The organism is Streptomyces sp. NPDC027185 (genome assembly GCF_055567035.1).
Window position 1 is genome coordinate 825,399 of record NZ_JBVHRF010000002.1, and the last position, 24,653, is coordinate 850,051.

Sequence of the window (24,653 nt, forward strand, 5' to 3'; positions counted from 1 at the left end):
TGGGGCGGGCCCTTCGTCGTGGGGTGGTCAGGCGGGGAAGATCCCCGTGTCCAGCAGGAGGTCGAAAGGCGCCGGAAGGGCCAGCTCGTCGCCGAACTTCACCGCTTGGAGCACGCGGTAGACGTCGCCCGTCGGCTCCCCGTAGAGCGTGATGGTGGGCCCGCCGGGAGCCCACCGGTCGACGAGGAGGTAGAGCGGAACGCCGGCACGGGCGTACCCGGCGGCCTTCGCGCTCCGGTCGTGGCTCGCGTTGGCCTTCGAGGTGATCTCGACCACCAGCTCGGCGGCGCCCGCCGGGACGTAGCAGCCCGTCACCTCCCGGACCACCGCGTCCGGAACCACCGCCAGATCCGGGATGTAGAGCCCCTTACGGGACGGGACCTCCGCCCCGAGGGTCTGGTAGATGCCCCAGTCCTCGGGGAGCACGGTGTAGAGACGGCGCTGAATCTTGTCGGCGATGAAGTTGTGGGCGGTGTCCGGCGGCGGTGACACGGTGACGATCCCCTCGATGATCTCCACCTTGCAGCCCTCCGGCGCGTCCGTCTGTTCCCAGATGCGGACGGTGTCGTCCCACTCGCGGCCCTGGTCCGGAGTGTGGTCGACGGTGAGTGCGCTCATGGCGGTCTCCTCTATCGGTACGTCACCCATCCCAGCATGCCCGGCGGGCGCCCACCCCGTCCACGCAACGCTCTCACCCGAACGAGAAACCGCAGGTCAGAAGGTACGTTCCGGCACTACGGGCGAGGCGGCGGAGGGGCCGTCCCGATGGGCCCGCGGACGTACGCGCGGAGCGGGCGCGGACGCCGGGGGCGGGCGCGGAGGCGGGGCGTCGGGGCATGATGCCGGGCCGGGCACCGGGGCCCGTGCGGCTGGTTCCAGGGCGGTGAGCCGGGCGCCCGGCGGCAGGGCCTCGGGGGCCGGGCGGCCGGACGTCAGGGGCCGGCCCTCCAGGGCGTCGGGGGACATTCGAACAAGACCCCTAAATCTCTCCGGGTATCCCCTTAATCCCTTTGTCAGGACGGTTGTTGAGGGCCGGTCAGGCGTACGTTGAAGAAGAGGCGCGCACCCGCGAACCGGCGCTCCGCGCCCCACCCGCGACGTCCGAAGAGGAACCATGTCCGACGCAGTTGCCACCCCCGCACCCCCCGCGCAGGGCTTCGACGCGCTGCGCGCCACCGAGTTCGACTATCTCGACGCGCAGGGGCACGTCTACCTCGACCACGCCGGCGCCGGGCTCCCGGCCCGCAGCAGCCTGCGTGCCCACACCGACCGCATAGCCGCGGGCTGCTTCGGCAACCCGCACTCCGCCAACCCCACCTCCGCCGCCTCCACCGCGCTGATCGAACACACCCGCGCGCGGGTGCTGCGGTACCTGCGCGCCGACCCCGCCGAGTACGCCGTGATCTTCACTCCCAACGCCACCGGCGCCTGCCGCCTGGTCGGGGAGGCGTACCCGTTCGCGCCCGGCGGGCGGCTGGCGCTGACGCTGGACAACCACAACTCCGTCCTCGGGCTGAGGTCGTTCGCCACCGCGGGCGGCGCGTCCGTCACCTCCATACCGTTCACCGGCCGGGAGTTGCGGATCGCCGACGCGGAGGTGGACGACGTGCTCGGCGGGGCGGACAGCCGCGGCGCGCCGCGGCTGCTGGCCTATCCGGCACAGAGCAACTTCACCGGGGTGCGCCATCCGCTCGACTGGATCGGGCGGGCGCGGGAGCGCGGTTGGCACGTGCTGCTGGACGCCGCCGCCCAGCTGCCGACCACCCGGCTCGACCTGAGCCGGGTGCACCCCGACTTCGTCGCGCTCAGCTGGTACAAGGTCTTCGGCTATCCGACCGGGATCGGCGCCCTCATCGCCCGCCGGGAGGCGCTGGCGGTGCTGCGGCGGCCGTGGTTCTCCGGCGGCACCGTCCAGGTCGCCAGTGCCGGCGGCGGCTGGCACCGCATGACCGACGACGAGAGCGCCTTCGAGGACGGCACGCTCAACTACCTCAGCATCCCGGACATCGCCACGGGCCTGGACTGGCTCGACGGCATCGGGCCCGAGGCCGTCCACGCCCACGTCACGGCGCTCACCGCCCGGCTGCTCGACGGTCTGCGGGACCTGCGGCACACCAACGGCGCGCCGCTGGCCAGGGTGTACGGGCCCGCCGGCACCCGGATGCGCGGCGGCACGGTCGCACTGCATCTGCTCGACCCGCACGGCGCCGTCATCGACGAGCGGGCCGTCGCCCGGGACAGCTCCGCCCGGGGCATCTCGCTGCGCACGGGCTGTTTCTGCAACCCCGGCGCGGGCGAGACCGCCTTCGGCATACCCCGCGCCGCCCTGGAGACGGTCAGCCGCCGGGAGTCCGGCACGGTCGACGACTACGTGCGGGCGCTGGGGCTGCCGTTCGGCGGCGCGGTACGGGTCTCGCTGGGCGTCTCGTCCCACGAGTCCGACGTCCGCGCCTTCCTGGACTTCGCCGCGTCGTACCGTGACCGGCCGGTGGACGTGAAGGGGCTGCCCCCGCGGGTGCACTGCTGACGGCAGCGGACACCCGGGATACGGCGGCGGGCACCGCGCGGGCGGCGAGCCACGGCGGACGGCGGGCCGGGCGGGCCGCCACGCCGCCACTCCGGCGTGGGGCGAGCGGGCCGGGCCCTGCGCGGAGCCGGGCACGCTCAGGGCGGGCCCGGCTCCGCTCGGGCACGCGACCGCTCGGGCCGATGCGGCACCTGGCGTGAGGCGACCGCGCCGGGGCGAAGGCTCTTCCCGGAAGCGGCGGGGCGCCTCGCGAAGCGGCCGCCCCCGGGGAGCGACCCGCGCCCACGTCCCCGGGAGACGGCCCGCGCCGCTCAGCCGACGCGCTCCAGGACCACCGACGCGGCGGTGAACTCCGTGTCGGCGGGGCCGACGTGGAGGTGGCCGTCGAGGGCTTCGAGGGCGTAGGGGAGCTTCTCGGGGGTGTCGGTGTGCAGGGTGAGCAGCGGCTGTCCGGCGGCGACGAAGTCGCCCGGCTTGGCGTGGAGTTCGACACCGGCCCCGGCCTGCACCGGGTCCTCCTTGCGGGCCCGGCCGGCGCCCAGCCGCCAGGCGGCGAGGCCGACGGCGTACGCATCGAGGCCGGTGAGGATGCCGGTGGCGGGGGCGTTGACGGTGTGCTGTTCGCGGGCGACGGGCAGCGGCGCGTCCGGGTCGCCGCCCTGGGCGAGGATCATGCGCCGCCAGTGGTCCATGGCGGAGCCGTCGGCGAGCGCCTTGGCCGGGTCGGCGTCGGGCAGTCCGGCCGCGTCCAGCATCTCGCGGGCGAGCGCGAGGGTCAGGTCGACGACGTCGCGGGGGCCGCCGCCGGCCAGCACCTCGACGGATTCGCGGACTTCGAGGGCGTTGCCGGCGGTCAGGCCGAGCGGCGTGGCCATATCGGTGAGCAGCGCGGTGGTGCGTACGCCGTGGTCGGTGCCCAACTCCACCATCGTGGAGGCGAGTTCACGGGCGTCGTCGAGGTTCTTCATGAACGCGCCGGAGCCGACCTTGACGTCCAGGACGAGGGAGCCGGTCCCCTCGGCGATCTTCTTGGACATGATCGAGGAGGCGATGAGCGGGATCGCCTCGACGGTTCCGGTGACATCGCGCAGCGCGTAGAGCTTCTTGTCGGCGGGGGCGAGCCCGTCACCGGCGGCGCAGATGACGGAGCCGACGTCGCGGAGCACGTCCAGCATCTCGGGGTTGGTGAGCTGGGCGCGCCAGCCGGGGATGGACTCCAGCTTGTCGAGGGTGCCGCCGGTGTGGCCGAGTCCGCGTCCGGAGAGCTGCGGGACGGCGGCGCCGCAGGCGGCGACCAGCGGGGCGAGCGGCAGGGTGATCTTGTCGCCGACACCGCCGGTGGAGTGCTTGTCGGCGGTGGGGCGGGTGAGCGAGGAGAAGTCCATCCGCTCACCGGAGTTGATCATCGCGGCGGTCCAGCGGGCGATCTCCGTGCGGTTCATACCGTTGAGGAAGATCGCCATGGCCAGGGCCGACATCTGCTCGTGGGCGACCTCGCCGCGGGTGTAGGCGCCGATGACCCAGTCGATCTGATCGGCGGTCAGCTCGCCGCGGTCGCGCTTGGTGCGGATGACGGAGATGACGTCCATGGAGGCTTCCTTTCGAACGGTTGCCTCCTGTTCTACACGCATAGAACAGGAGGGGCGAGGCCGGATGGCGCGGAAGGCGCGCCGGGGATACGGGTGGTGGCCCGGCGGAAGGGTCGGGCGACGCGGGGCGGGCCGGGGCCACCCCGGCGCGCACGCCCAGGGACGCCGCGAGCCGGCCCGGCGAGGTGCCACGGTCCGAGGCGGTACGGGGCGCCCGAAGCACCACGGTCCCGAGCGCGAAGGCACCGCCCGCGCGCCCCGCAACACTCCGGGGCCCGACCGGGCGCCGCGCCCGCCCCGCACGCTCCGAGCCGCCTCGAACCCGGCCCCGTCCCGACGCACATACCCCGGGACGCCCCCGGCCCGCCCCGGGTATCCCCCGGAGAACCCCGGATCCGCTCCCCCGAGCCGTCCGCCGCGCCAACCGCTCTCAGCCGACGAGGTGTTGCGGTCCGAACGGGTCCGGCAGCAGCTCGGCGAGCGGGCGGATGCCGGAGACGGTGTCGATCAGCAGCTCCGGGCCACCGTGCTCGTACAGCAGCTGGCGGCAGCGGCCGCACGGGATCAGCACCTCGCCCGCCGCGTCCGCGCAGGTGAACGCCGTCAGACGGCCGCCGCCGGTGGCGAACAGCGCCGAGATCAGACCGCATTCGGCGCACAGCCCGAGGCCGTACGAGGCGTTCTCGACGTTGCAGCCGATGACCGTACGGCCGTCGTCGACGAGCGCCGCGGCCCCTACGGGATACCCGGAGTACGGGGCGTAGGCCCGGGACATCGCGTCCCGGGCCCGCGCGCGCAGAGCGGTCCAGTCGACCGGCTCCTGTGAGGTCATGCGCCCTGTCCTCGACGGTAGGGCCGGCCCCCCGCCTTCGGCGGCCGCAGCCGCTGCGAGAAGAGCGCGAGCACCAGCAGAGTGGCGATGTACGGGCTGGCCTCGACCAGCTCCAGCGGCACCGTATCGGCGACGGCGTACCAGACCACCAGCGCCACGGCGACGACCGCGGCGAGGGCCGCCTGCGCCCGCTTGGCGGCACGCAGCCGCAGCAGGGCGAGGACGGCGAGCAGCGCGGCCAGACCCAGCAGCAGCGCGTGGACGGTCGGGCCGCCGCTGCGCAGCTGCATCGCGTCCATGAAGCCGAAGAGTCCGGCGCCCATCGCGACGCCGCCCGGCCGCCAGTTGCCGAAGATCATGGTGGCGAGGCCGATGTAGCCGCGGCCGCCGGTCTGGCCGTCCTGGTAGAAGTGCACGCCGATGGAGAGGAACGCGCCGCCGAGCCCGGCGAGCGCGCCGGAGACCAGCACCGCCGCGTACTTGTACGCGTAGACGTTGACGCCCAGCGACTCCGCGGACAGCGGCGCCTCACCGCAGGAGCGCAGCCGCAGACCGAACGACGAGCGCCACAGCAGGTAGAAGGTGGCGACGAAGAGGCCGACGGTGCCGAGGGTGAGCCAGGAGACGTTGGTGACGGCCGCGCCGAGGATGCCGGCGAGGTCGGAGACGAAGAACCAGTGGTGCGCCTCGACGGAGTTGAGCCAGTCGGACAGGCCCGGGACGGTGAACGTCGGCATGTCCGGCATCGGCGGCGACTGCTTGTCGTTGCCGCCCGCCGCCTGCGCCGCGCTGCCCTCCTGGCCGAACCAGAGGGTGGCGAGGTACTGGGTGGCGCCGAGCGCCAGGATGTTGATCGCGACACCGGAGACGATGTGGTCGACGCCGAAGGTGACGGTGGCGATCGCGTGGATGAGTCCGCCGAGCGCGCCGCCGACGATGCCCGCGGCTGCCGCCGCCCACGGCCCGTGCTGCCAGCCGATCCAGCCGGCGGCGAACGAGCCGAGCATCATCATGCCTTCGAGGCCGATGTTGACCACACCGGCCCGCTCCGACCACAGACCGCCCAGACCGGCCAGACCGATCGGTACGGCGGCGGAGAGCGCGGCACCGAACTGGCCGGTGGAGGTGAGGTCCGCGGTGCCGGTCAGCGCCCGCAGGCCGGAGACGGCGAGCAGCGCGACGGCGATGATCAGCAGGATCCAGGGGTAGGTCAGCCTGCGCCGCCCGCCCTTCGCGGGGGCCGCGGCGGGCTGCGCCGCGGGCTTGAGGTCCGCGCTCACGCCGACACCTCCGACTTGTCGTTGTTGCCGGTCGCGTCACCCGGCGTGCGGGCGGCCGCGGCCAGTTCCTCGCCGACCTTGCGCTGCTGGAGCCGCAGGCCGTAGCGGCGCACCAGTTCGTACGCGATGACGACGCAGAGGACGATGACGCCCTGGATGACGCCGACGATCTCCTGGGCGTAGCCCTCGAACTCCAGGCGGGAGCCGGTGCGGTCGAGGAAGGCCCAGAGCAGGGCGCCGAAGGCCATGCCGACCGGGTGGTTGCGGCCGAGCAGGGCGATGGCGATGCCGGTGAAGCCGATGCCCGCCGGGAAGTCGGTGCCGTACTGGAAGGACTCGCCGAGCAGGGTGGGCATGCCGACCAGACCGGCGGCGGCGCCGGAGAGCAGCATCGAGATGACGACCATCCGCTTGACGCTGACGCCGCTGGCCTCGGCGGCCGGTTCGGAGGCGCCGACGGCCCGCAGGTCGAAGCCGAAGCGGGTGCGGGAGAGCAGGAACCAGTAGAGGGCTCCGGCGATCACCGCGATCACCACGAAGCCGTAGACCGGCTTGGGGTGGGTCGGGAAGGAGAAGAAGTGGCTGGATTCCGGCAGGAACTTCGTGTGCAGGAGGTTGCCGTCCTTGATCGCGAGGCGGCCGTCCTGGAGGAAGTAGCCGATGACCGACGCCGCGATGGAGTTCAGCATGATCGTGGTGATCACCTCGCTGACCCCGCGGGTGGTCTTCAGCAGTCCGGCGATCCCCGACCAGACCGCGCCGACCAGCATCGCGATGACGATGAGCAGCACGATCTGGAGCGCGCCGGGCAGCACCAGCGAGCCGCCGACCGCCGCGGCGGCGAACGCCGCGAGACGGTACTGGCCGTCGACGCCGATGTTGAAGAGGTTCATCCGGAAGCCGATGGCGACCGCGAGCGCGGACAGGTAGTACGGGACCGCCTTGTTGACGATCCAGACCTGACTGTCGCTGTAGTGACCGTAATCGGCCATGATCCCGTACGCGCGGAACGGGTTCTCACCGGACGCCAGGAAGACCAGCGAGCTGATCACTATCGCGGCGACGACGGCGAGCAGCGGGGCGGCGAGGGCGAGGATCAGCTTGTCGCGGGTGGCGCTCCCCGCGGCGCCCCGCGCGGTCGGTTCGGCGGCGGTCATGCCTGGTCACCGCCCGTCTGCTCGGACGCGGGGGCGCCGGCGTCGGCGTCCCCGTCCGCGGTGAGGTGGCCGCTGGCGGCACCGGTCATGGCGGAGCCCAACTCCTCCGGGGTGATCACGGCGGGATCCGCGTCCGCGACCAGCCGGCCCCGGTACATCACCCGCAGGGTGTCGGACAGGCCGATCAGCTCGTCCAGATCGGCGGAGATCAGCAGGACGGCCAGGCCCTCACGGCGGGCCGTGCGGATCTGCTCCCAGATCTGCGCCTGCGCGCCGACGTCGACCCCTCGGGTGGGGTGCGCGGCGATCAGCAGCTTGGGATGGTGGCTCATCTCGCGGCCGACGATCAGCTTCTGCTGGTTGCCGCCGGAGAGCGAGGCGGCGGTGACCTCGATGCCGGGGGTGCGCACGTCGTACTCCTCGACGATCCGCGCGGTGTCCTTACGGGCACCGGCCGGGTCGAGGAGTTTGCCCTTGCTGTTGGGGCGTTCGGTGACGTGGCCGAGGATGCGGTTCTCCCACAGCGGCGCTTCGAGCAGCAGGCCGTGGCGGTGGCGGTCCTCGGGGACGTAGCCGATGCCGCCCTCGCGGCGGCGGCGGGTGGAGGTGCCCGACAGGTCGGTGCCGTCGAGGGTGACGGTGCCGCGGTCGGGCGTGCGGGTCCCCATGATCGCCTCGACCAGTTCGGCCTGGCCGTTGCCCTCGACACCGGCGACGCCGAGGACCTCGCCCTTGTGGATGGTGAAACCGATGCCGTCCAGGACGGTGCGGACCACGCCGTCGGAGTCGGTGGCCGACAGGTGCAACCCCTCGACCTGGAGCATCGGTTCGTCCGTGACGGTCGACTCGCGGGTCTCGGGCGAGGGCAGTTCGCTGCCGACCATCAGCTCGGCGAGCTGCTTGGGCGTGGTGTCGGCGGGCGCGACGGAGGCGACGGTGGTGCCGCGGCGGATGACGGTGATGTCGTCGGCGACCGACAGCACCTCGCCCAGCTTGTGCGAGATGAACAGCACGGTCAGGCCCTCGGACTTCAGCTCCCGCAGGTTGGCGAAGAGCGCGTCGACCTCCTGCGGGACGAGTACCGCGGTCGGCTCGTCGAGGATGAGGGTGCGGGCGCCGCGGTAGAGGACCTTGAGGATCTCCACCCGCTGCCGGTCGGCGACGCCGAGGTCCTCGACGAGCACGTCGGGCCGGACGCCGAGGCCGTACGCGTCGGAGATCTCCATGATCCGGGTGCGGGCGCGCCCGCCGATGCCGTGCAGTTTCTCGGCGCCCAGGACGGTGTTCTCCAGGACGGTGAGGTTGTCGGCGAGCATGAAGTGCTGGTGGACCATGCCGATGCCGTGGGCGATGGCGTCGGCCGGGGTGTTCAGCGCGGTGACGGTGCCGTCCAGCGCGATGGTGCCCTCGTCCGGCTTCTGCATGCCGTAGAGGATCTTCATCAGGGTGGATTTGCCGGCGCCGTTCTCGCCGCAGAGGGCGTGGACGGTGCCGCGGCGGACGGTGAGGTGGATGTCGTGGTTGGCGACGACGCCCGGGAACCGTTTGGTGATTCCGCGGAGTTCTACGGCAGGGGCGTCCGGCCGGGCCGGGGCGCTGCTCGTGGCTGCTGCGTTGATGACGCACTCCCCTCGGGGATGAAGGAGCGGAAGGGGCGGGTGTGACGCGCGAGGGTCACGGAGGGGCACGGCGGTCGGCCCCGGGGCCCCGACCGGGCCACCGGGGTGCGCCGTCCCGGGCTACGGCGTCTCCTTGACCTTCACCTTGCCCTCGACGATCTGTTTCCGGGCCGCGTCGATCTGCGGCTGGATGTCCTTGATGAAGCCGCCGGACGTGGCGAGCTTGACGCCGTTCTTCTTGAGGTCGTAGGCGTGGATGCCGGTCAGCGGCTTCCCGTCCTCGACGCTCTTGATCAGGTCGTACACGGCGACGTCGACGTTCTTCACGACGGACGTGAGGATGCAGTCGCGGTACTTCGCCAGGCCCGCCTGCTGGTACTGGTCGGAGTCGACGCCGATCGCCCAGGCGCCCTTGCGCTTGCTGATCGCCTCGATGGACCCGGCGCCGGACTGACCGGCCGCGGAGTAGATCACGTCGATACCGCTGTCGAGCATGCCGGACGCCTTGGCCTTCGCCGCCGCCGGGTCGTTGAAGCCCTTGTCGTTGTTCGGGTAGAGGTACTGCGAGACGACCTTGGCCTTCGGGTCGGTGGCGCGCACCCCCTGCTCGAATCCGGCCTGGAACTTCTGGATCAGCGCGTTGTTCACCCCGCCGATGAAGCCGACCTTGTGGCTCTTGCTCTTCAGCGCCGCGGCGACGCCCGCCAGATACGAACCCTCGTGCTCGGCGAAGACCATCGCATCGACGTTCTTACCCGTCGGCACCGCGTCGACCACGCCGAACGTGGTGTCCGGGAAGTCCTTCGCGACGTTCTGCACCGACTGGCTGTAGGCGAAGCCGACGCCGATGACGGGGTTGTACCCGGCCTCCGCGAACGACGTCAGCCGCTGCTCGCGGTCGGCCTCGGTCTCGCCGTTCTTCGCCGTGAGCATCTTGACGTCGACGCCGAGATCCTTGCGGGCGTTCTCCGTACCCCGCGCGGCCGCCTCGTTGAACGAGTGGTCGTCGCGGCCACCGATGTCGAAGGCGAGTCCGACGCCCGCGTGCTTGGCGCGGTTGGCCTCGGCGAAGCTCTGCCCGCACGCGGTGGCCGTGAGCGCGAGAACCGCGGTGGCACTGGCCGCGGCGGCAATCCTGGTGACCCGACGCACGGGGCCTTCCCTTCGCTCCCGGAGCCCCCTGTGGCTCCGGCTTAGCGGGAGATTAACGCGCGTAGACATGGCGCAAAACCCTCTACGGCGCTGCCGTTATCGATTCGTCGTGGAAGGTGGGCGGGGGGAAGGAGGCCGATCATGAGCGGTTACCCGCGCCGGCAGGACATCCGTGCCGAACACGTCGCCCGCGCCGGAGGCGAGGAGGCCGCGCGGCCGGGCCCGCCGGCCGCGCGGAGGCGCAGGCCGGCGGGCGGTCCCGGGCCGCCCGGACGCGACACCGGGCCCGGGGCGCGCGGCCGGCTCGCAGCGGCGCCCCGGGGAACCCGGGGCGCCGAGGTGCCCTTGCGGAGGAGCGTGTGTTCGTGTGGGCGTCGGGCCGGGGTGTCAGAGGTGCTTGCCGAAGAAGGCGATCAGCTTGGTGACGGCGGGGGTGACGGCCTCGTCCCGGTCGTAGAGGTCGACGTGGGTGGCGCCGTCGACGAGGAACAACTCGGCGGTGGCACCGGCCTTCTCCACGGCGGCGCTGCTGAAGGGCAGGGTCTCGGCCCGGGAGCCGGCGATCATCAGGAGCGGGCGCGGGGCGATCTTGTGGACCTCGGCGTAGGAGTCGTACTGATCCAGCAGGTCGGCGCTGCGCAGTGCGTACGCGCCGACGGAGCGGGGGTGCCGGGCCCGGGGCGTCCGGTAGTAGTCGTGGAACTCGCGTACCAACGCCGGGGTGGAGTCGTCGACCGTGTCGGGCAGTACCGGAACCATCCGGACCGGCCCGCCGAGCGCCTCCTGGGTGCGCGCCCGCCCGGATTCCTCGACGAGTTGCCGGAAGCCCTCGGGGTCGGCGCTCCGGAAGAAGGCCGGCACATCGGCGGCGCTGACGGTGGCCACGGCCTTCATACGGTGGTCGGTCTGGGCGGCGTAGGGGGCGTAGCCTCCGGAGCCGCAGATGCCGAGGACGCCGATGCGCTCGGGGTCGGCATCGGCGCGGGTGGTCAGGTAGGTGACGGCGTTGCGGAAGTCCTCGGCGCGCTGGAACGGGTCCTCCAGACCACGCGGTTCGCCCTCGCTGGCGCCCTGGTAGGCGGCGTCGAAGGTGAGCACCAGATAGCCCGCGGCAGCGAGCCGGGGCGCGTACGAAGCGGGCGCCTGCTCCTTCACCCCGGTCGTCGGGTGGCCGATCACGAGTGCGGGGAGGCGGTCGCCCTCGGCGCGGCCCTCGGGGGCGTAGAGGTGTCCGGCCAGGTTCATGCCGCTGCTGGGAAAGGTAACGTCGGTCTTCATATCCTTCGCCTTTTCTTTCACGGGGGGGATTTCTGCGGGGAGATCACCGATGGGCCGGGCAGGGAATTCGTGACCCTCCGGTACGCGGTTTCCGGGACCTTCGGAAACCGATTCCTTACCTCACCGGCTGCCTCATTCACCGTCGCACCCCGTCCGCCCTCCCACAATGGGACGGCCGCGTCCCCGGACAACACGGTCCAGGGACAGAGTTGGCCCCCTCTCCCCGAGCCTTCCGCTGGCACACTTGTCGGTATGGGAAGCAGCGATGCGAACGCGTTGGGGGAATTTCTGAAGGCTCGCCGGGCCGAGGTCTCCCCCCGGGCCGCCGGGCTCCCGGAGACCCGGGCGGGCCGGCGCGTCAAAGGGCTGCGCCGTGAGGAGGTGGCCCTGCTCGCCTCGATCAGCACCGACTACTACACCCGGCTCGAACAGGGCCGCAGGCAGGCATCCGCCCCGGTCCTGACCGCCCTCGCCCGGGTGCTCGACCTGGACGACCAGGAGCGCGCCTACCTTTTCGAACTGGCCGGGAAGGCCACCGCGAAACCGCGCGGACAGGCCGTGCAACAGGCCCACCCCCAGTTGCGGCGGCTGCTCGGCGAACTGCCGGTGAGCCCGGCTCTCGTCCTCGGCCGCCGCATGGACGTACTCGCCTGGAATCCGATGGCCGCCGCGCTGCTCACCGATTTCTCGGCGCTTGTGCAGAAACAGCGGAATTACGCGTGGCTGGTTTTCTCGGACCCGGCCATGAGGGAAATCCACGCGGATTGGGAGGGCACCGCTCGATCGTGCGTGGCGATGCTCCGTATGGAGGCGGGACGCAATCCGGATGATCCGCGCATGGCGGCGCTCGTCGGCGAGCTGTCGATAAAGGACGCGGATTTCCGCCGCTGGTGGGGCGAGCACCACGTCGCCGCGCGGACCCGGGGCAGCAAGGTCCTGCGCCACCCCGTCACCGGTGATCTGACGCTCGACTGGGACGCTCTCGCCTGCGCCCACGACCCGGATCAGCAGTTGGTCGTCTGGACCGCCGAACCCGGCACCCCGACCCACGACGGCCTGCGCATCCTGGCCTCCTGGGCGACGGCGGGCTCCGCCCCCGCGCCGTCCGGCGGCCCGCCCCGCACGGACGCGGATCGCGGGGATCGCGGGGATCGTGAGGGTCAGCGCGGGGATCGTGAAGGTCGGCGCGGCGGAAGCGACGGGAACCGGCGCTGAGGGCCCGGCTCCCCCGGCCCGTGCCCGACCGGGCCGTGCGGAACCCATTAGCGGCCTGTTAGCAGAACGGCAGGCCGCTCTCCCAGAGTGGTGATCGTCCGGGAACGAGACGCCCACGCCACTGCATCGGGAGCCCATGATGATCACCGCCACCGCCCACCGCTTCCGCGGTCGCGCCGCCCGCCGTATCGCCCTCGCCGTGGCCGCCGCGGCGGCGCTGGGGACATCGCTCACCGCCTGCGGGCAGAGCGACACGGGGGTGGGCAAGGTCAACTCCTCGTCGGCCCTTCAGGAAGCGGACCGGTCGCAGTCCGCGGGCGGCTCCGACGGGCAGGGGCAGGACGGCGGCAAGGGGTCGGCGCGGAGCACGGGGGCCGGCGCGCACTCCACGACCGGAGGCGGCGGGTCCGCGGCGGGCGGCGGGTCCACCGGCGGCGGCACCGCGCCGGGGCAGGCGCGGACGCTCGTCGGGAAGCTGTCCTACCTCGCGCCCGGAAAGCTGATCGTCAAGCCCGACAGCGGCGGCATGGACCAGGCGTTCCTCGTCTCCAACGCCACGAAGGTGCTCGGCGCGGCCGCGATCTGCGGCGACCCCGAGGGCAACGTCGCCATCGACAAGGAGGGCTTCGGCACCTACAAGTGCGACGTGGAGCAGCTGGAGACGGCCGCCAGGACCAACAGCGTCACCGTCCGCGTCACCCTGAACGCCGAGCTCGGCGCCGCCGAGGTCGTCGCGGAGAAGTACCACCCGTAGGCCCGGGGCCGTCCGCAGATCCGGTGACCGTCCGCCGGCCGGGGCGGGGCCCTCGTCGGCGACGGGACCGGTGGCGTGCCCGGCCACTGCTGGCAGCGGCTCGCCGGGCCCCGGTGCGGTCTCCCGGCACCCGTCCGGACCAGCGCTTCGCCCCGTCGACCGGACGATCGGCGGGGCGAAGCGCTGCGGAGCGGCTACGGCTACGGCTACGGCTACGGCTACGGGATCAGAGCAGCGGGGCCGCGCCGGACAGCAGGGCCGCGGCGGTGAAGAGTTCGACGCCGGTGCGGATGGCGGACTCGTCGACGTCGAAGTCGCCGCGGTGCAGGTCGTGGCGGTCGTTGCTGCCGGGGGCGCGGACGCCGAGGCGGGCCATGGCGCCCGGGACCTGCTCCAGGTACCAGGAGAAGTCCTCGCCGCCCAGGGACTGTTCGGTGGACTCGACGGACGCGGGGCCGCAGCGGGCGGTCATCGCGTCGTGCAGCAACTGCGCGGAGGTGGCTTCGTTGACGACGGGCGGGACGCCGCGGACGTAGGTGATCTGCGACTTCGCGCCGTGCAGGGTGGCGATCTCGTCGATGGCGGCGTGGACGAGGTCGGGGGCGCGCCGCCAGGCGTCCAGATCGAGGCAGCGGACCGTGCCGGAGAGTTCGGCGTGCTGCGGGATGACGTTGCAGGCGTGCCCGGCGTCGAGACGGCCCCAGGTGACGGCGAGACCGGAGCGGGCGTCGACGCGGCGGGCGACGAGCGCGGGGACGTCGACGGCCACCCGGGCGGCGGCGGTGACCAGGTCGGTGGTCAGGTGCGGGCGGGCGGTGTGGCCGCCGGGACCGTCGAGGGTGACCTCCAGGCGGTCGCAGGCGGAGGTGATCGGTCCGGTGCGCAGGCCGATGCGTCCGGCGTCGACGCGCGGATCGCAGTGGACGGCGAGGATGCGGCCGACGCCGTCCAGGGCGCCGGACTCGATGGCGTCGGGAGCACCGCCGGGCAGCACCTCCTCGGCGGGCTGGAAGAGCAGCCGGACCGGGTACGGCAGCAGGCCCCGGCGGGCGAGGTCGGCGAGGACCAGTCCGGCGCCGAGGACGACGGTGGTGTGGACGTCGTGGCCGCAGGCGTGCGCGCGGTCAGGGACGGTGGAGCGGTACGCGACCGTCTTGGTGTCCGGGATGGGCAGCGCGTCGATGTCGGCGCGCAGGGCCAGCAGCGGGCGGGCGGCGGCGGTACCGGTGGAGCCGTCCGCCCCGGTGGCGCCGCGGGCGGGGTCGGCCGGGTCGGTGCCGATGTCGCAGATGAGGCCGGTGCCGACGGACAGCACCCGGGGCCGCAGCCCGGCCGCCTCCAGTCGGCCGCGGATCGCCTCGGTGGTGCGGAACTCCTGATTACCCAGCTCGGGGTGCATGTGCAGGTCGCGGCGGAAGGCGATGAGTTCGGTGTGCAACGCCTCGGAGAGTGCTCCGGGGAGCAGGTCCTGCGGGTCGGCGGGGTCAGGGGCGGCGGCAGGGTACATCAGTTGGTTCACGCCGGGAAGGTTACGGTCCCGGCGGGGGCAACTGTCCCTGGATCAACAAAAGTTCAGCCCGTCAGGGGAAGATTTTCGGGCCGTACGCCGCATGGATGACCCGGTGGTGGGGTACTTCCTCTGGTTTTCGCACCGACCCGGGCAGCGCCGCGCCGCCGCCCGGGGCCGTCCGCTCATTCCGGCTCCGGCCGCCCCGGGGGCAGCCGGTCGACGCCCCGGGCGGTGCCGGTGACGTCGTCGAGGAAGCCCTGGGCGCGGGGCGAGGCGCGGCTGGTCAGCCAGGCGGGGTCGACGTCGCAGACCGCGACGCGGACGCCGGTGCCGACGAGGGCGAGCGGCAGGGTGTGCACGACCGTCGAGGGGAAGCTGACGATCAGCCGGCCGATCGGCCCGCGGCGGGCGATCAGCTCCAGGGGCAGATCGGGGCGGACCACCTCCAGACCGGTCTCGGTGGCGAGACGGTGGAGCTTGTCGGTGTGCTCGCGGCGGTGGGCGAAGTAGCGGGTGGCGCCGTGCGTACGGGCGAGGCGGGCGACGGCCTCCAGGTAGCGGTCGGTGTCGACGACGCCGGTCTCGACGAGGGAGGTGCCGACGATGTCGGCGGCGCGGGTCAGCCGCGGCGGGCCGAAACGGCGGCGGGTCCAGGCGAAGGCGTTGGTGGCGATGCGGACGCCGGGCGGCGCCTCGACCGGCATGGAGCTGAAGACGCCGACGGTGCGGCGGCCACCGTCCGGCGCCGGGGTGAGACGGCGGCGCGCGGCCCGTGCGAACGGCGCGAAGACCAGATCGCGCGCCCCCCGGCCGCTGCCGTGCCGGTGCCAGCGCACCAGCCGCTCCCCGCGCGCCAGTTGGGCGATGAACTCCATCGTCGCGGTGCCGTCGTCGACGACGACCAGGTCACGGGCGCGGGCGAGGGTGAGCAGCAGCTGGACGTAGCGGGAGAAGGGGTCGCCGATGACGATGCGTTCGGCGCGGCGGAGCAGCGGGGCGAGGCCGCCGATGGTCCGGACGGGGGCGGTGGCACCGCCCCGGGCGTCCTCCCAGCGGACGGTGTGCCCCTCCTCGCGGGCGAGTTCGGCCATCCGGCGCAGCTGCCCGCGGGTCATCGGGTCGTGCGGGGAGAGCACGACGACGGTGAGGGGGACGGAGCCGGGCGCCCGGCTGCCGGGGCCGTGCCCCGGGGAGGCGACGGCTGCGGGCCCGCCGATGTGCCCCGGGGCGACCGGGGGCGCGGCGGGCGGCGGGCCGGCCGGGGCGCCGGTGGCCGCCGGGCCGGAAGCCGCGCCGGGTGCCGGGGCGGCCGGTGTCCCGGCGCCGTCCGGGCCGCCCGCACCCCCTTCTTCGTAGGCCCACTCCAGCACGTTGAGGAGCTGGACCGGGCTTTCGACGAAGGCGAGGGTGGCCGGGGGCAGGGCGGTGGCGCCGGTGGCGGCGCGGTCGCGGGGGCGGGGCACCCCCGGGAGCCGGCGGGGGGTGCCCGCCGCCTCCCGGGGCGGGGCCGCCGCGCCGGGCGCGGGCGGCTCGGCGCGGGGGCCTTCGGATGCGCTCACGGTGGTGTCCCGCCGTTTCCCGGGCCGGTCAGACCGCGGCCGGGGTCTGGACGGCCTCCGCCTCGGCGACGACGCCGGCGACCCGGCGGAGCTTCTTCATCGGGCCCAGCTCGCTCTCGTAGACCTTCTTGACGCCGTCGCCGAGGGACTCCTCGATGGTGCGGATGTCGCGGACGAGGCGGGACAGGCCCTGCGGCTCGACGGAGGCGGCCTGGTCGGAGCCCCACATCGCGCGGTCGAGGGTGATGTGGCGCTCGACGAAGGTGGCGCCGAGGGCGACGGCGGCGAGGGTGGTCTGCAGGCCGGTCTCGTGGCCGGAGTAGCCGATCGGGACGTTCGGGTACTCGTCCTGGAGGGTGTTGATCATCCGGAGGTTCAGCTCCTCCGCCTTCGCCGGGTACGTGGACGTGGCGTGGCAGAGCAGGATGTTGTCGCTGCCCAGGACCTCGACGGCGTGCCGGATCTGCTTCGGGGTGGACATGCCCGTCGAGAGGATGACGGTGCGGCCGGTGGCGCGCATGGCGCGCAGCAGCTCGTCGTCGGTGAGGGAGGCGGAGGCCACCTTGTAACAGGGGACGTCGAACTTCTCCAGGAAGGCGACGGACTCGACGTCCCAGGGGGAGGCGAACCACGCGATGTTCCGCTTCTTGCAGTACTCGTCGATCGCGCGGTAGCCCTCCTCGTCGAACTCGACGCGGTGGCGGTAGTCGATGTACGTCATCCGGCCCCAGGGGGTGTCGCGCTCGATGTCCCACTGGTCGCGCGGGGTGCAGATCTCCGGGGTCCGCTTCTGGAACTTCACGGCGTCACAGCCGGCGTCGGCGGCGGCGTCGATCAGCGCGAACGCGTTCTCCAGGTCGCCGTTGTGGTTGATGCCGATCTCGCCGGTGACGTAGACGGGGCGGCCGGGGCCGGCCTCGCGGTTGCCGAGGTTGCGGATACGGGAGTTGCCGCTCATGGGGAGGTCCTTCGTGTGTGGTGGGTGCCGGGCGCGGTGCCCGGGGTGCGGTTCGGTTCCGGGTGTTCAGAGGGACGGGCCCAGGAGCCAGGAGGCGATCTCGCGGACGGCGCCGCTGCCTCCGGGTGTGGCGGTGACGGCGCGGGCCGCGCCGCGCACCACGTCGTGCGCCCCGGCGACGGCGACGGGCCAGCCGACGACGTCGAAACAGGGCAGGTCGTTGACGTCGTTGCCGACGTAGAGCACCCGCTCGGGCGCGACGCCGGACTCCTCGCACCACTGCTTGAGGGCGAGGTCCTTGCGGTCGATGCCGTGCAGGACGGGGATACGGAGCTTGCGGGCGCGGGCGGCGACCACCGGGTTGCGCTCCGAGGAGAGGATCAGCAGCTTCAGGCCCGCCTTGCGGAGCGCGGCGATGCCGAGGCCGTCACCGCGGTGGACGGAGACGAACTCCCGCCCCTCCGCGTCGATCAGCACCCGGTCGTCGGTCTGGGTGCCGTCGAAGTCCATGACGACCGCGTCGATGTCGTCCGCGCCGGGCAGTGCGCCGGGCCGCGCCCCGTCGAGGAGCGGTGCGAGGGCGCGGGCGCGGGCCAGGTCGTGCGGGTCGTCGATCTCCAGGACGCGCGCCGGGTCGGTGCGGACCGGTTCGGTGCGGCCGAAGAAGCGGTGGCCGACGGCGCGGAAGCCGGCGGCGTCCATGGCGTAGGCGGCGCCGGTCTCCAGCAGGTCCTGGGGGCGGTCCTGGCGGCGCGGGCGGAAGGACTTGTCGTGGTTGACGCCGTAGCCGCCGGACGGGGCGACGGCGGTGGCGGTGGCGCGGCGGCCGGCCGGGGCGGCGCCGGCGGCCGCCTCCAGCGCGCCGTCCTCCAGGGCGCCGGCGGCCTCGGCCATGGTGTCGGCGTCGCGCCAGACGAAGCCGTGGAAGGGGGCGACGGTCAGCGCGGTGTCGGCGCCGCCCTCGACGACGGCGGAGGCGACGCCGTCGACGTCCTCGGCGGTGAGGAACGGGCTGGTGCACTGGACCAGCAGCACCGCGTCGACCCGGGTGCCGCGCTCGGCCTCGTACGCGTCCATGGCGTGCAGCACGGCGGCCTCGCTGGTGGCGGTGTCGCCGGCGATGGCGCCGGGGCGGCGGACGACGACGGCGCCGGCGCCGCGGGCGGCCGCCGCGATGGCGTCGTCGTCGGTGGAGACCACGACGTCGGTGATCAGGCGGGCGGCGCGGCAGGCGCGGACCGCGCGGGCGACCAGCGGGACGCCGCCGACGGCCGCGAGGTTCTTGGCGGGCACGCCCTTGGAACCGCCGCGCGCGGGGATGACGGCCACCACGACGGGCGGGGAGGCGGGCGGGCGGTGCGGCATGGCGGGCTCCTTCCGGGGGCCGCGCGGGCTCCCCTGGCGGACGGGCGGAACGGTCACAGCTGCCCCCAGCGGCGGATGGCGGGCGCGACGCGCTGGACGCCGTGGCGGTAGGCGCCGCGGGCGGCCTCGCGGACCGCGGTGCGGGCGGCTGCGCGCAGCCCGCCGGGCGCCTCGCGGCCCTCCGGCGCGTACCCGGCGACGGGCACGCCGCGGGCGTCGAGACCGTGCCGGGCGAGGATGCCGGGGAGGTAGCCGGGGGCGGTGCGCGGTGTGTAGTACGGCGCGAGGGGCGGCAGCGGGCCCGCGGCGTGCAGGGCCGCGACCTTCTCGCGGACCGCGTCGAAGGCCCGCCCGTAGCCGCCGTCGGCGCAGACGCCCTGGCGGGCGAGCCAGCCGGCGTCGGGCTCGGGACGGTGCCCGGCGTCGAGCTCGTCCCAGGAGGCGAGGCAGCCGGAGCCGAGGAAGTGGTGGTTGCCCAGGACCTCACGGATGCCGAGGTCGGTGAGGACGGCGGTGGGCACGCCGCGGTGCAGCGACTCCAGCGCGGCGGTCGAGGAGACCGTGACCATCAGGTCGGTGCGGTCCAGGACCTCGCCCATGTTCCCGTACACCAGGCGGCAGTTGGCGGGCAGGCCGCCGGGGACCTTCGCCGCCAGCTTCTGGTACGGCAGCTCCTCGATGTGCGTGGTGTGCTCGCCCGGCTTGCTGCGGAGCTTGATCAGCACCTCGCGGGCGGGGTGCTTGCGGGCGTGCTCGACGGCGCGGCGCAGCAGGTACGCCCGGTCGGCGCGGTTGTCCGGCACGGACGGCTGGGCGGCGAACACCACGGTGTACGGGGAGTGTTCACCGGTGTAGGGGGCGCCGCCGAGGAACGGCAGGGCACATTCGGTGACGGCCGAGTCGTCGGCGCCGACGCCGCGGTAGACGGCGCGGAAACGGTCCGCGTCGTGCCGGGAGTTGGCGAGGACGACGTCCGCGCCGTGGCGCAGCAGCAGTCCGTCGGCGAGCTTCTCGTAGACCACGCCGACGTAGCCGGTGACGACGGCGGGGCGGCGGTCGGTGCCCTCCCAGGCGCGGGCCAGTCCGTGCAGCATCGCCTGGACACCGCCGCCGACCAGCGCGAGGACGAGGGTGTCGTACGGCTCGGCGGATCCGCCGTCACCGCGCATCAGGTCGAGGAAGTCGATGCCGCGGATCTCGCGCAGCGTCTCGGCGCGGGCGCCGACCTCGTGGAGCTGGCGGACCGTGGGGGTGGCTCGACCGCGCAAGAGGTAGCCGTCGAGCCGGGCCTCCGGGTGGATTCGGTACGCTGTCGAAGCGCCCCATTTCCACCGGGTGTCCGAATCGGCGAGTACCGCGACCCGCGGCGTAGAAGGGGTACGTGAGGGCACGTCGATGACGCTAGGAATCCATTTCGTTCGGCGGGCCAACCACCGCGCAACAAAGGGTTAACAGCCGGTCGCCGAATGGCGAACCGGGCGCCGGATCGGGCCGGTTAACCGTCCCGCCATTCTTCGTTCACCGTGCCGTCCGCCGCCGGTAAAGACGAATGGCGGCGCCGCCCCTAACGTCACCCGGGTGGTTAAGCTCTCCGTCATCGTGCCGTTCTACAACGTGCAGACATACGCGCCCGACACCCTCAAGAGCCTGGCGGCGAACGCCCGGGAGGACTTCGAATTCCTGCTCGTCGACGACTGCTCGCGCGATGAGACACCGCAGATCCTTCAGCGCGCCGAACGCGAACTGCCGGGCGCCCGGCTGCTGCGGCACGAGAAGAACGGCGGACTCGCCACCGCCCGCAACACCGGTCTGGACGCGGCGCGCGGCGAGTACCTCACCTTTCTGGACGGCGACGACTGGCTGGCGCCGGGCCATCTGAGCGATCTGCTGGGCGCCATCGAGGAGTTGGGGTGCGATTTCGTCCGCACCGACCACGTCCAGTGCACGGCGCGGGCGCGCACGATCAGCCGGGTGCCGCACGGGCGGCGCGGGGTGGTGATGAACCCGCGCGACGTGATCCTGCCGGCGGACCGCTCCACCTCCGTCGACTACGCGTACGCCTGGGCGGGGATCTACCACCGGCGGCTGCTCGACAGCGGCGTGCTGCGCTTCCGGGACGGGCTGCGGACGGCGGAGGACCGGCCGTGGATCTGGCGGCTGCACCGCGAGGCGGAATCGATGGCGGTCGTCGGACTGCTCGGTATTTTCTACCGGCGCGGAGTGGCGTCGTCGCTCACGCAGATCGGCGATGTCCGGCAATTGGATTTCCTGCGCGCATTCGATCAGGTAATCGAGGAAACCGCCCAGGACCGCGATGCGGACAAACTGCTGCCGAAAGCCGTCCGGACGTATTGCGCGATCATTTCCCACCATCTCGGCTCCATTGAACGGTTCGAGCCGCAGGTGGCCCGCGCCCTGCGGGAATTGAGCGCGGCGGCGCTGAGGCGTATGCCGCAGGACGTACTGAAGGAAGCGTTGGATTCCATGGATGTGCAGCGTGCGTCCCGGCTGCGGCGGCTGCGCCGTCGGCCCGTCGCCTCGGGGGTCGCCGCCTGATGGGTACCCGGCCGCTCACCCGTATCTTCCTGGCGTCGACCCTGTACGGCACGGCGACCCTCGCCGCCGCCCTGGACAGCGGCGCCTTCTCCCCCGCCGACCGCAACGTACTGCTGATCTGCAACAACACGGCGACCCCGGAGACCACACCGGGGCTGGACGCGGCGCCCGGCTTCGCGAAGCTGCGCTCCCGCTTCGACTCCGTGCTGTCCTGGAACGAGACCATCCGCCCCTTCCACCCCGGTGGCTGGTCCCCGCGCCCGGACGACGTACCGCTGTGGGAGCGCCATCTGCGCCGGGAGTGGGGGCTGGGCGACGACCGCGTCGCGCTGGTCGTCGAGTCCATCCAGGTCAACCCGGCGCTCGCGGTGGCCCAGCTCTTCCCGGACGCGCCCGTCGACGTCTACGCGGACGGGCTGATGAGCTACGGCCCGACCCGTAACAAGCTCGACCCGCTGGTGGGCACCCGCATCGCCCGACTCCTCCACCTGGACCTGGTGCCGGGCCTCACCCCGCTGCTGCTCACCGAGTTCGGGGTGGCGCCGCAGACGGTGCCGACGGAGGCGTTCACCAAGGTCCTCGGCGAACTCGACGACGCCTCCGGCCCGTTGGACCTTCCCGAGGGCGGTGCGCTGCTGCTGGGCCAGTACCTCTCCGCGCTCTCCATCCTCACCCCGCAGGAAGAGGAGGACCTGCACGTCCGGATGGTGCGCGGCGCCGTCGCGCGCGGTCACCGCACGCTGGTCTTCAAACCGCACCCGTCGGCCCCGGCCCGCTGGTCGCGCCTGCTGGAGCGGGAGGCCGAGAAGCTCGACGTGGCGCTGACGGTGCTGGAGACCCCGGTGCTCGCCGAGGTCGTCTACGCCCGGATGCGGCCGGATCTCGTCGTCGGCTGCTTCTCCACGGCGCTGCTGACGGCATCGGCGTTCTACGGGCTGCCGGTCGCCCGCACCGGCACCGCGCTGCTGCTGGAGCGGCTCACGCCGTACCAGAACAGCAACCGCATCCCGGTGACGCTCGTCGACGCGACCGTGCCGGACCTCGACGATCCGGCGGCCACCGGGGTCAAGCCCGTTCCGCCGGGACTGGTGGAGGCGGTCGGCTACGCGATGCAGCACCAGATCTACCCGGGGCTGCGCCCGGCCGCCGAGCGGTATCTGACGGCGCATCTGACGCCGTACACCCGGCGCTACTTCAAGCGGCGGCGGCTGACCGCGCTGGCGCTGCCCGGTGCGATCCCCTCGCAGCTGGCGTTCCTGCCGCGCAACCCCGCGGTGCTGCGGGTGGCGCGCCGGGCGCGGGCGGTGCAGCGGCGGCTGAAGAAGCGGGTCGCGACCGGATGACCGGGCAGCTGACCGCCCCGGCGCCCGCCGCCGGGGCGGACGCGCCGACCGCCGCCCCGGAGCGGGCGCGCCGGGCGCCGTCCCGGCTGCGGGCGCTGGACGGGCTGCGGCTGCTGGCCGCGCTGATGGTCGCCGCGTACCACTACGGCGGGCGGGACGGCGAGATCGGTACGGCGTGGGGCTCCTCGCCCGCGGAGCAGTTCCCGACCGCCTCCGGCTTCTTCGCGTACGGCTGTCTGGGCGTGCAGATCTTCTTCGTGATCAGCGGCTTCGTGATCTGCCTCAGCGGCTGGGGGCGCACCCTGCGGGCGTTCATCGCGTCCCGGATCTCCCGGCTGTATCCGGCGTACTGGGTCGCGGTGTTGCTGGTCACGGCCGTGTTCGCACTGCCGGGCGTGGTCTACGGAACTGTGCGGCCCAGCGAGGTGCTGACCAATCTGACGATGCTTCAGTTGCCTTTGGGCGCACACCGGGTGCTGGGCGTGTGCTGGACGCTCTGGGCGGAGATGCGGTTCTACGCCCTCTTCGCGCTCTGCGTGGTGCTGCCCGGGGCGACCCGGCGGCGGGTGGTGCTGTTCTGCGCGGGCTGGACGCTGGCCGCCGCGCTGGCGCAGGCGGCCCACGAACCGCTGCTGGACACCGTCCTGATGCCGGAGTACGCGCCGTTCTTCATCGGCGGCATCGGGCTGTACCTGCTGCACCGCTACGGCGCCCGCGACCCGATCGCCTGGTCGATCGTGCTGGTCAGCTGGTTGATCGGACAGCATTTCGCGGTGGCCGGACTGTGGCACCCAGCGTCCGCGGGCGGCTTCTCCTACCGCTCGCAGTTCGGCATCGTCGCCGTCGTCACCGCCGGTTTCGTCCTCGTCGGGGCCGTCGCGCTGGGCCACTTCCGGTGGGCGAACTGGCGCTGGCTGACCGTCGCCGGGGCGCTGACCTATCCCTTCTACCTCGTCCACGAACACCTGGGCTGGGTCGTCGTCCACGCCCTGCACCTCGGCGCCGGACTGCCCTCGTACGCGACGCTGGCGCTGACCGTCACCGCGATGCTGGCGCTGGCGTGGCTGCTGCACTGCTGGGTGGAACGCCCGCTGACCCCGCTGCTGAAACGGGCGATCAACCCGAAGCGGTGAACGGCGGGCGGTGAGCACACGGGGGCGCGGGCCGGCGGGGTCCGCGCCCCTGATGCGTGCCGGGGGCGGCCCAGGGACGGCCGGCGGTGCGGCGTGCGGGACGGCCCGGTGCCGCAGCAGCTCAGGTCGCGGCCGGGCGTATCTCCGTCGTCGCCTCGATACCGGCGATGATGATCCGCAGCCCGGCCTCGAAGTTCCGCTCGATGTCACCGAACAGCTCACCACCGGCGCGCGCCGCGTACGGGTACCGGCCGCCGAGCCGCCGCTCACGCTCGATGTCGTCGTAGGCCGGGTCGCGGTACTCCGGGCGGGCCGGATCCGGGTGGACCGACTGCTCCTCGATGACCAGTCCGACGGTGAAGTTGTACCCCGTCCACCACGCCTGGACCGCCTCGGGGAAGCCGAAGCCCGCCTCGACCAGCCGCCGGATGAAGGCGTCGAACGGCGCGGCGTACCCCTGGCCGACCATCCGGGTGCCGCCGAAGACCTTGGCGCCGTCGCGGTAGCCGAGCAGTCCGCGGCGCAGCCCGCGGCAGACCTCGGCCAGCTGCTCCTGCCAGGTCGTACCGGGGCCCGGCTCGGCCATCAGCGGGGCGGCCATCCGGCGCATCATCTCGGTGGCCATCTCGTCGAGAAGCTCCTGCTTGTTGCGGACGTGCCAGTAGAGCGCGGGCGCCTGGACGTGCAGCTCGGTGGCGATGCGGCGGACGGTGAGCTTGTCGAGACCGACCTCGTTGAGCAGCTGGAGGGCGGTGTCCACCATCTTTTTCCGGTCGATGCGCGAAACCATGTTGACAACTTAACACCGTTAAGCGCAGCCTCGGAA

General features: G+C 73.0%; 20 protein-coding genes. 6 read left to right on the forward strand and 14 right to left on the reverse strand.

What is annotated here, in order from left to right:
* Window positions 1-27: 27 nt before the first annotated feature.
* Window positions 28-618 carry a Uma2 family endonuclease gene (locus ACZ4M8_RS08825; protein WP_467604641.1) on the reverse strand — a complete coding sequence of 197 codons (591 nt, stop codon included), beginning with the start codon at window positions 616-618 and terminating at the stop codon, window positions 28-30.
* Between the two features lie 496 nt (window positions 619-1,114).
* Between ACZ4M8_RS08825 and ACZ4M8_RS08830 the strand changes: the two genes are divergently transcribed.
* Entirely contained in the window at window positions 1,115-2,527 is a 1,413-nt protein-coding gene (locus ACZ4M8_RS08830) for an aminotransferase class V-fold PLP-dependent enzyme (RefSeq protein WP_467604643.1), read from the forward strand.
* Window positions 2,528-2,838: 311 nt separating this feature from the next.
* Here the strand turns inward: ACZ4M8_RS08830 and ACZ4M8_RS08835 are convergent, their stop codons facing one another.
* The 7 genes from ACZ4M8_RS08835 to ACZ4M8_RS08865 form a co-directional block, all read right to left on the reverse strand.
* On the reverse strand, window positions 2,839-4,116 hold the full coding sequence (locus ACZ4M8_RS08835) for a thymidine phosphorylase (protein WP_467604645.1): 1,278 nt from the start codon (window positions 4,114-4,116) through the stop codon (window positions 2,839-2,841).
* A 430-nt stretch (window positions 4,117-4,546) separates the two neighbouring features.
* Window positions 4,547-4,948 carry a cytidine deaminase gene (locus ACZ4M8_RS08840; RefSeq protein ID WP_399086784.1) on the reverse strand — a complete coding sequence of 134 codons (402 nt, stop codon included), beginning with the start codon at window positions 4,946-4,948 and terminating at the stop codon, window positions 4,547-4,549.
* The gene (locus tag ACZ4M8_RS08845; protein ID WP_467604648.1) at window positions 4,945-6,228 is read right to left on the reverse strand and encodes an ABC transporter permease; all 1,284 of its coding nucleotides are present in this window, start codon (window positions 6,226-6,228) and stop codon (window positions 4,945-4,947) included. The genes ACZ4M8_RS08840 and ACZ4M8_RS08845 overlap by 4 nt, the downstream gene beginning before the upstream one ends.
* The gene (locus tag ACZ4M8_RS08850; RefSeq protein ID WP_467604650.1) at window positions 6,225-7,385 is read right to left on the reverse strand and encodes an ABC transporter permease; all 1,161 of its coding nucleotides are present in this window, start codon (window positions 7,383-7,385) and stop codon (window positions 6,225-6,227) included. Before ACZ4M8_RS08850 ends, ACZ4M8_RS08845 begins: the two co-directional genes overlap by 4 nt.
* Window positions 7,382-9,004 (reverse strand): ABC transporter ATP-binding protein, encoded by a 1,623-nt coding sequence (locus tag ACZ4M8_RS08855; RefSeq protein WP_467605324.1) that lies wholly within the window; start codon window positions 9,002-9,004, stop codon window positions 7,382-7,384. The genes ACZ4M8_RS08850 and ACZ4M8_RS08855 overlap by 4 nt, the downstream gene beginning before the upstream one ends.
* Window positions 9,005-9,124: 120 nt before the next feature.
* Window positions 9,125-10,156 (reverse strand): BMP family lipoprotein, encoded by a 1,032-nt coding sequence (locus ACZ4M8_RS08860; RefSeq protein ID WP_467604652.1) that lies wholly within the window; start codon window positions 10,154-10,156, stop codon window positions 9,125-9,127.
* Between the two features lie 387 nt (window positions 10,157-10,543).
* Window positions 10,544-11,434: an alpha/beta hydrolase gene (locus tag ACZ4M8_RS08865; RefSeq protein ID WP_467604653.1), complete on the reverse strand. Its 891-nt coding sequence runs from the start codon at window positions 11,432-11,434 to the stop codon at window positions 10,544-10,546.
* Between the two features lie 252 nt (window positions 11,435-11,686).
* On the opposite strand from ACZ4M8_RS08865, the gene ACZ4M8_RS08870 reads away from it, so the two are divergent.
* Window positions 11,687-12,649, forward strand: coding sequence for a helix-turn-helix domain-containing protein (locus ACZ4M8_RS08870; RefSeq protein ID WP_467604655.1), 963 nt, complete (start codon window positions 11,687-11,689; stop codon window positions 12,647-12,649).
* A 139-nt stretch (window positions 12,650-12,788) separates the two neighbouring features.
* Complete coding sequence (locus tag ACZ4M8_RS08875) at window positions 12,789-13,403, forward strand: hypothetical protein (protein WP_467604657.1); 615 nt, start codon at window positions 12,789-12,791, stop codon at window positions 13,401-13,403.
* A gap of 226 nt (window positions 13,404-13,629) precedes the next feature.
* Here ACZ4M8_RS08875 and ACZ4M8_RS08880 read toward each other — a convergent pair whose 3' ends face one another.
* The 5 genes from ACZ4M8_RS08880 to ACZ4M8_RS08900 all read right to left on the reverse strand — a co-directional run bounded on the left by ACZ4M8_RS08880 (window position 13,630) and on the right by ACZ4M8_RS08900 (window position 20,186).
* Complete coding sequence (locus ACZ4M8_RS08880; protein WP_467605326.1) at window positions 13,630-14,910, reverse strand: amidohydrolase; 1,281 nt, start codon at window positions 14,908-14,910, stop codon at window positions 13,630-13,632.
* 185 nt (window positions 14,911-15,095) lie between these two features.
* Window positions 15,096-16,376: a hypothetical protein gene (locus tag ACZ4M8_RS08885; protein ID WP_467605329.1), complete on the reverse strand. Its 1,281-nt coding sequence runs from the start codon at window positions 16,374-16,376 to the stop codon at window positions 15,096-15,098.
* A 124-nt stretch (window positions 16,377-16,500) separates the two neighbouring features.
* Window positions 16,501-17,430 carry an N-acetylneuraminate synthase family protein gene (locus ACZ4M8_RS08890; RefSeq protein ID WP_467604660.1) on the reverse strand — a complete coding sequence of 310 codons (930 nt, stop codon included), beginning with the start codon at window positions 17,428-17,430 and terminating at the stop codon, window positions 16,501-16,503.
* A 66-nt stretch (window positions 17,431-17,496) separates the two neighbouring features.
* Window positions 17,497-18,795, reverse strand: a complete 1,299-nt coding sequence (locus ACZ4M8_RS08895; RefSeq protein ID WP_467604662.1) for a cytidylyltransferase domain-containing protein — start codon at window positions 18,793-18,795, stop codon at window positions 17,497-17,499.
* A 53-nt stretch (window positions 18,796-18,848) separates the two neighbouring features.
* The gene (locus ACZ4M8_RS08900) at window positions 18,849-20,186 is read right to left on the reverse strand and encodes a DUF6716 putative glycosyltransferase (protein ID WP_467604663.1); all 1,338 of its coding nucleotides are present in this window, start codon (window positions 20,184-20,186) and stop codon (window positions 18,849-18,851) included.
* A gap of 187 nt (window positions 20,187-20,373) precedes the next feature.
* Between ACZ4M8_RS08900 and ACZ4M8_RS08905 the strand changes: the two genes are divergently transcribed.
* From ACZ4M8_RS08905 to ACZ4M8_RS08915, 3 genes are read left to right on the forward strand one after another with little or no spacing between them, the layout of a single operon-like run.
* A complete protein-coding gene (locus ACZ4M8_RS08905) occupies window positions 20,374-21,351 on the forward strand; it encodes a glycosyltransferase family 2 protein (RefSeq protein ID WP_467604666.1) in 978 nt (325 codons plus the stop codon).
* A complete protein-coding gene (locus tag ACZ4M8_RS08910; RefSeq protein ID WP_467604667.1) occupies window positions 21,351-22,694 on the forward strand; it encodes an alpha-2,8-polysialyltransferase family protein in 1,344 nt (447 codons plus the stop codon). The genes ACZ4M8_RS08905 and ACZ4M8_RS08910 overlap by 1 nt, the downstream gene beginning before the upstream one ends.
* Complete coding sequence (locus ACZ4M8_RS08915) at window positions 22,691-23,827, forward strand: acyltransferase family protein (RefSeq protein ID WP_467604670.1); 1,137 nt, start codon at window positions 22,691-22,693, stop codon at window positions 23,825-23,827. Before ACZ4M8_RS08910 ends, ACZ4M8_RS08915 begins: the two co-directional genes overlap by 4 nt.
* Before the next feature lie 121 nt (window positions 23,828-23,948).
* On the opposite strand, the gene ACZ4M8_RS08920 is transcribed toward ACZ4M8_RS08915, so the two are convergent.
* Complete coding sequence (locus ACZ4M8_RS08920; RefSeq protein ID WP_467604672.1) at window positions 23,949-24,617, reverse strand: TetR/AcrR family transcriptional regulator C-terminal domain-containing protein; 669 nt, start codon at window positions 24,615-24,617, stop codon at window positions 23,949-23,951.
* Window positions 24,618-24,653: the final 36 nt, after the last annotated feature.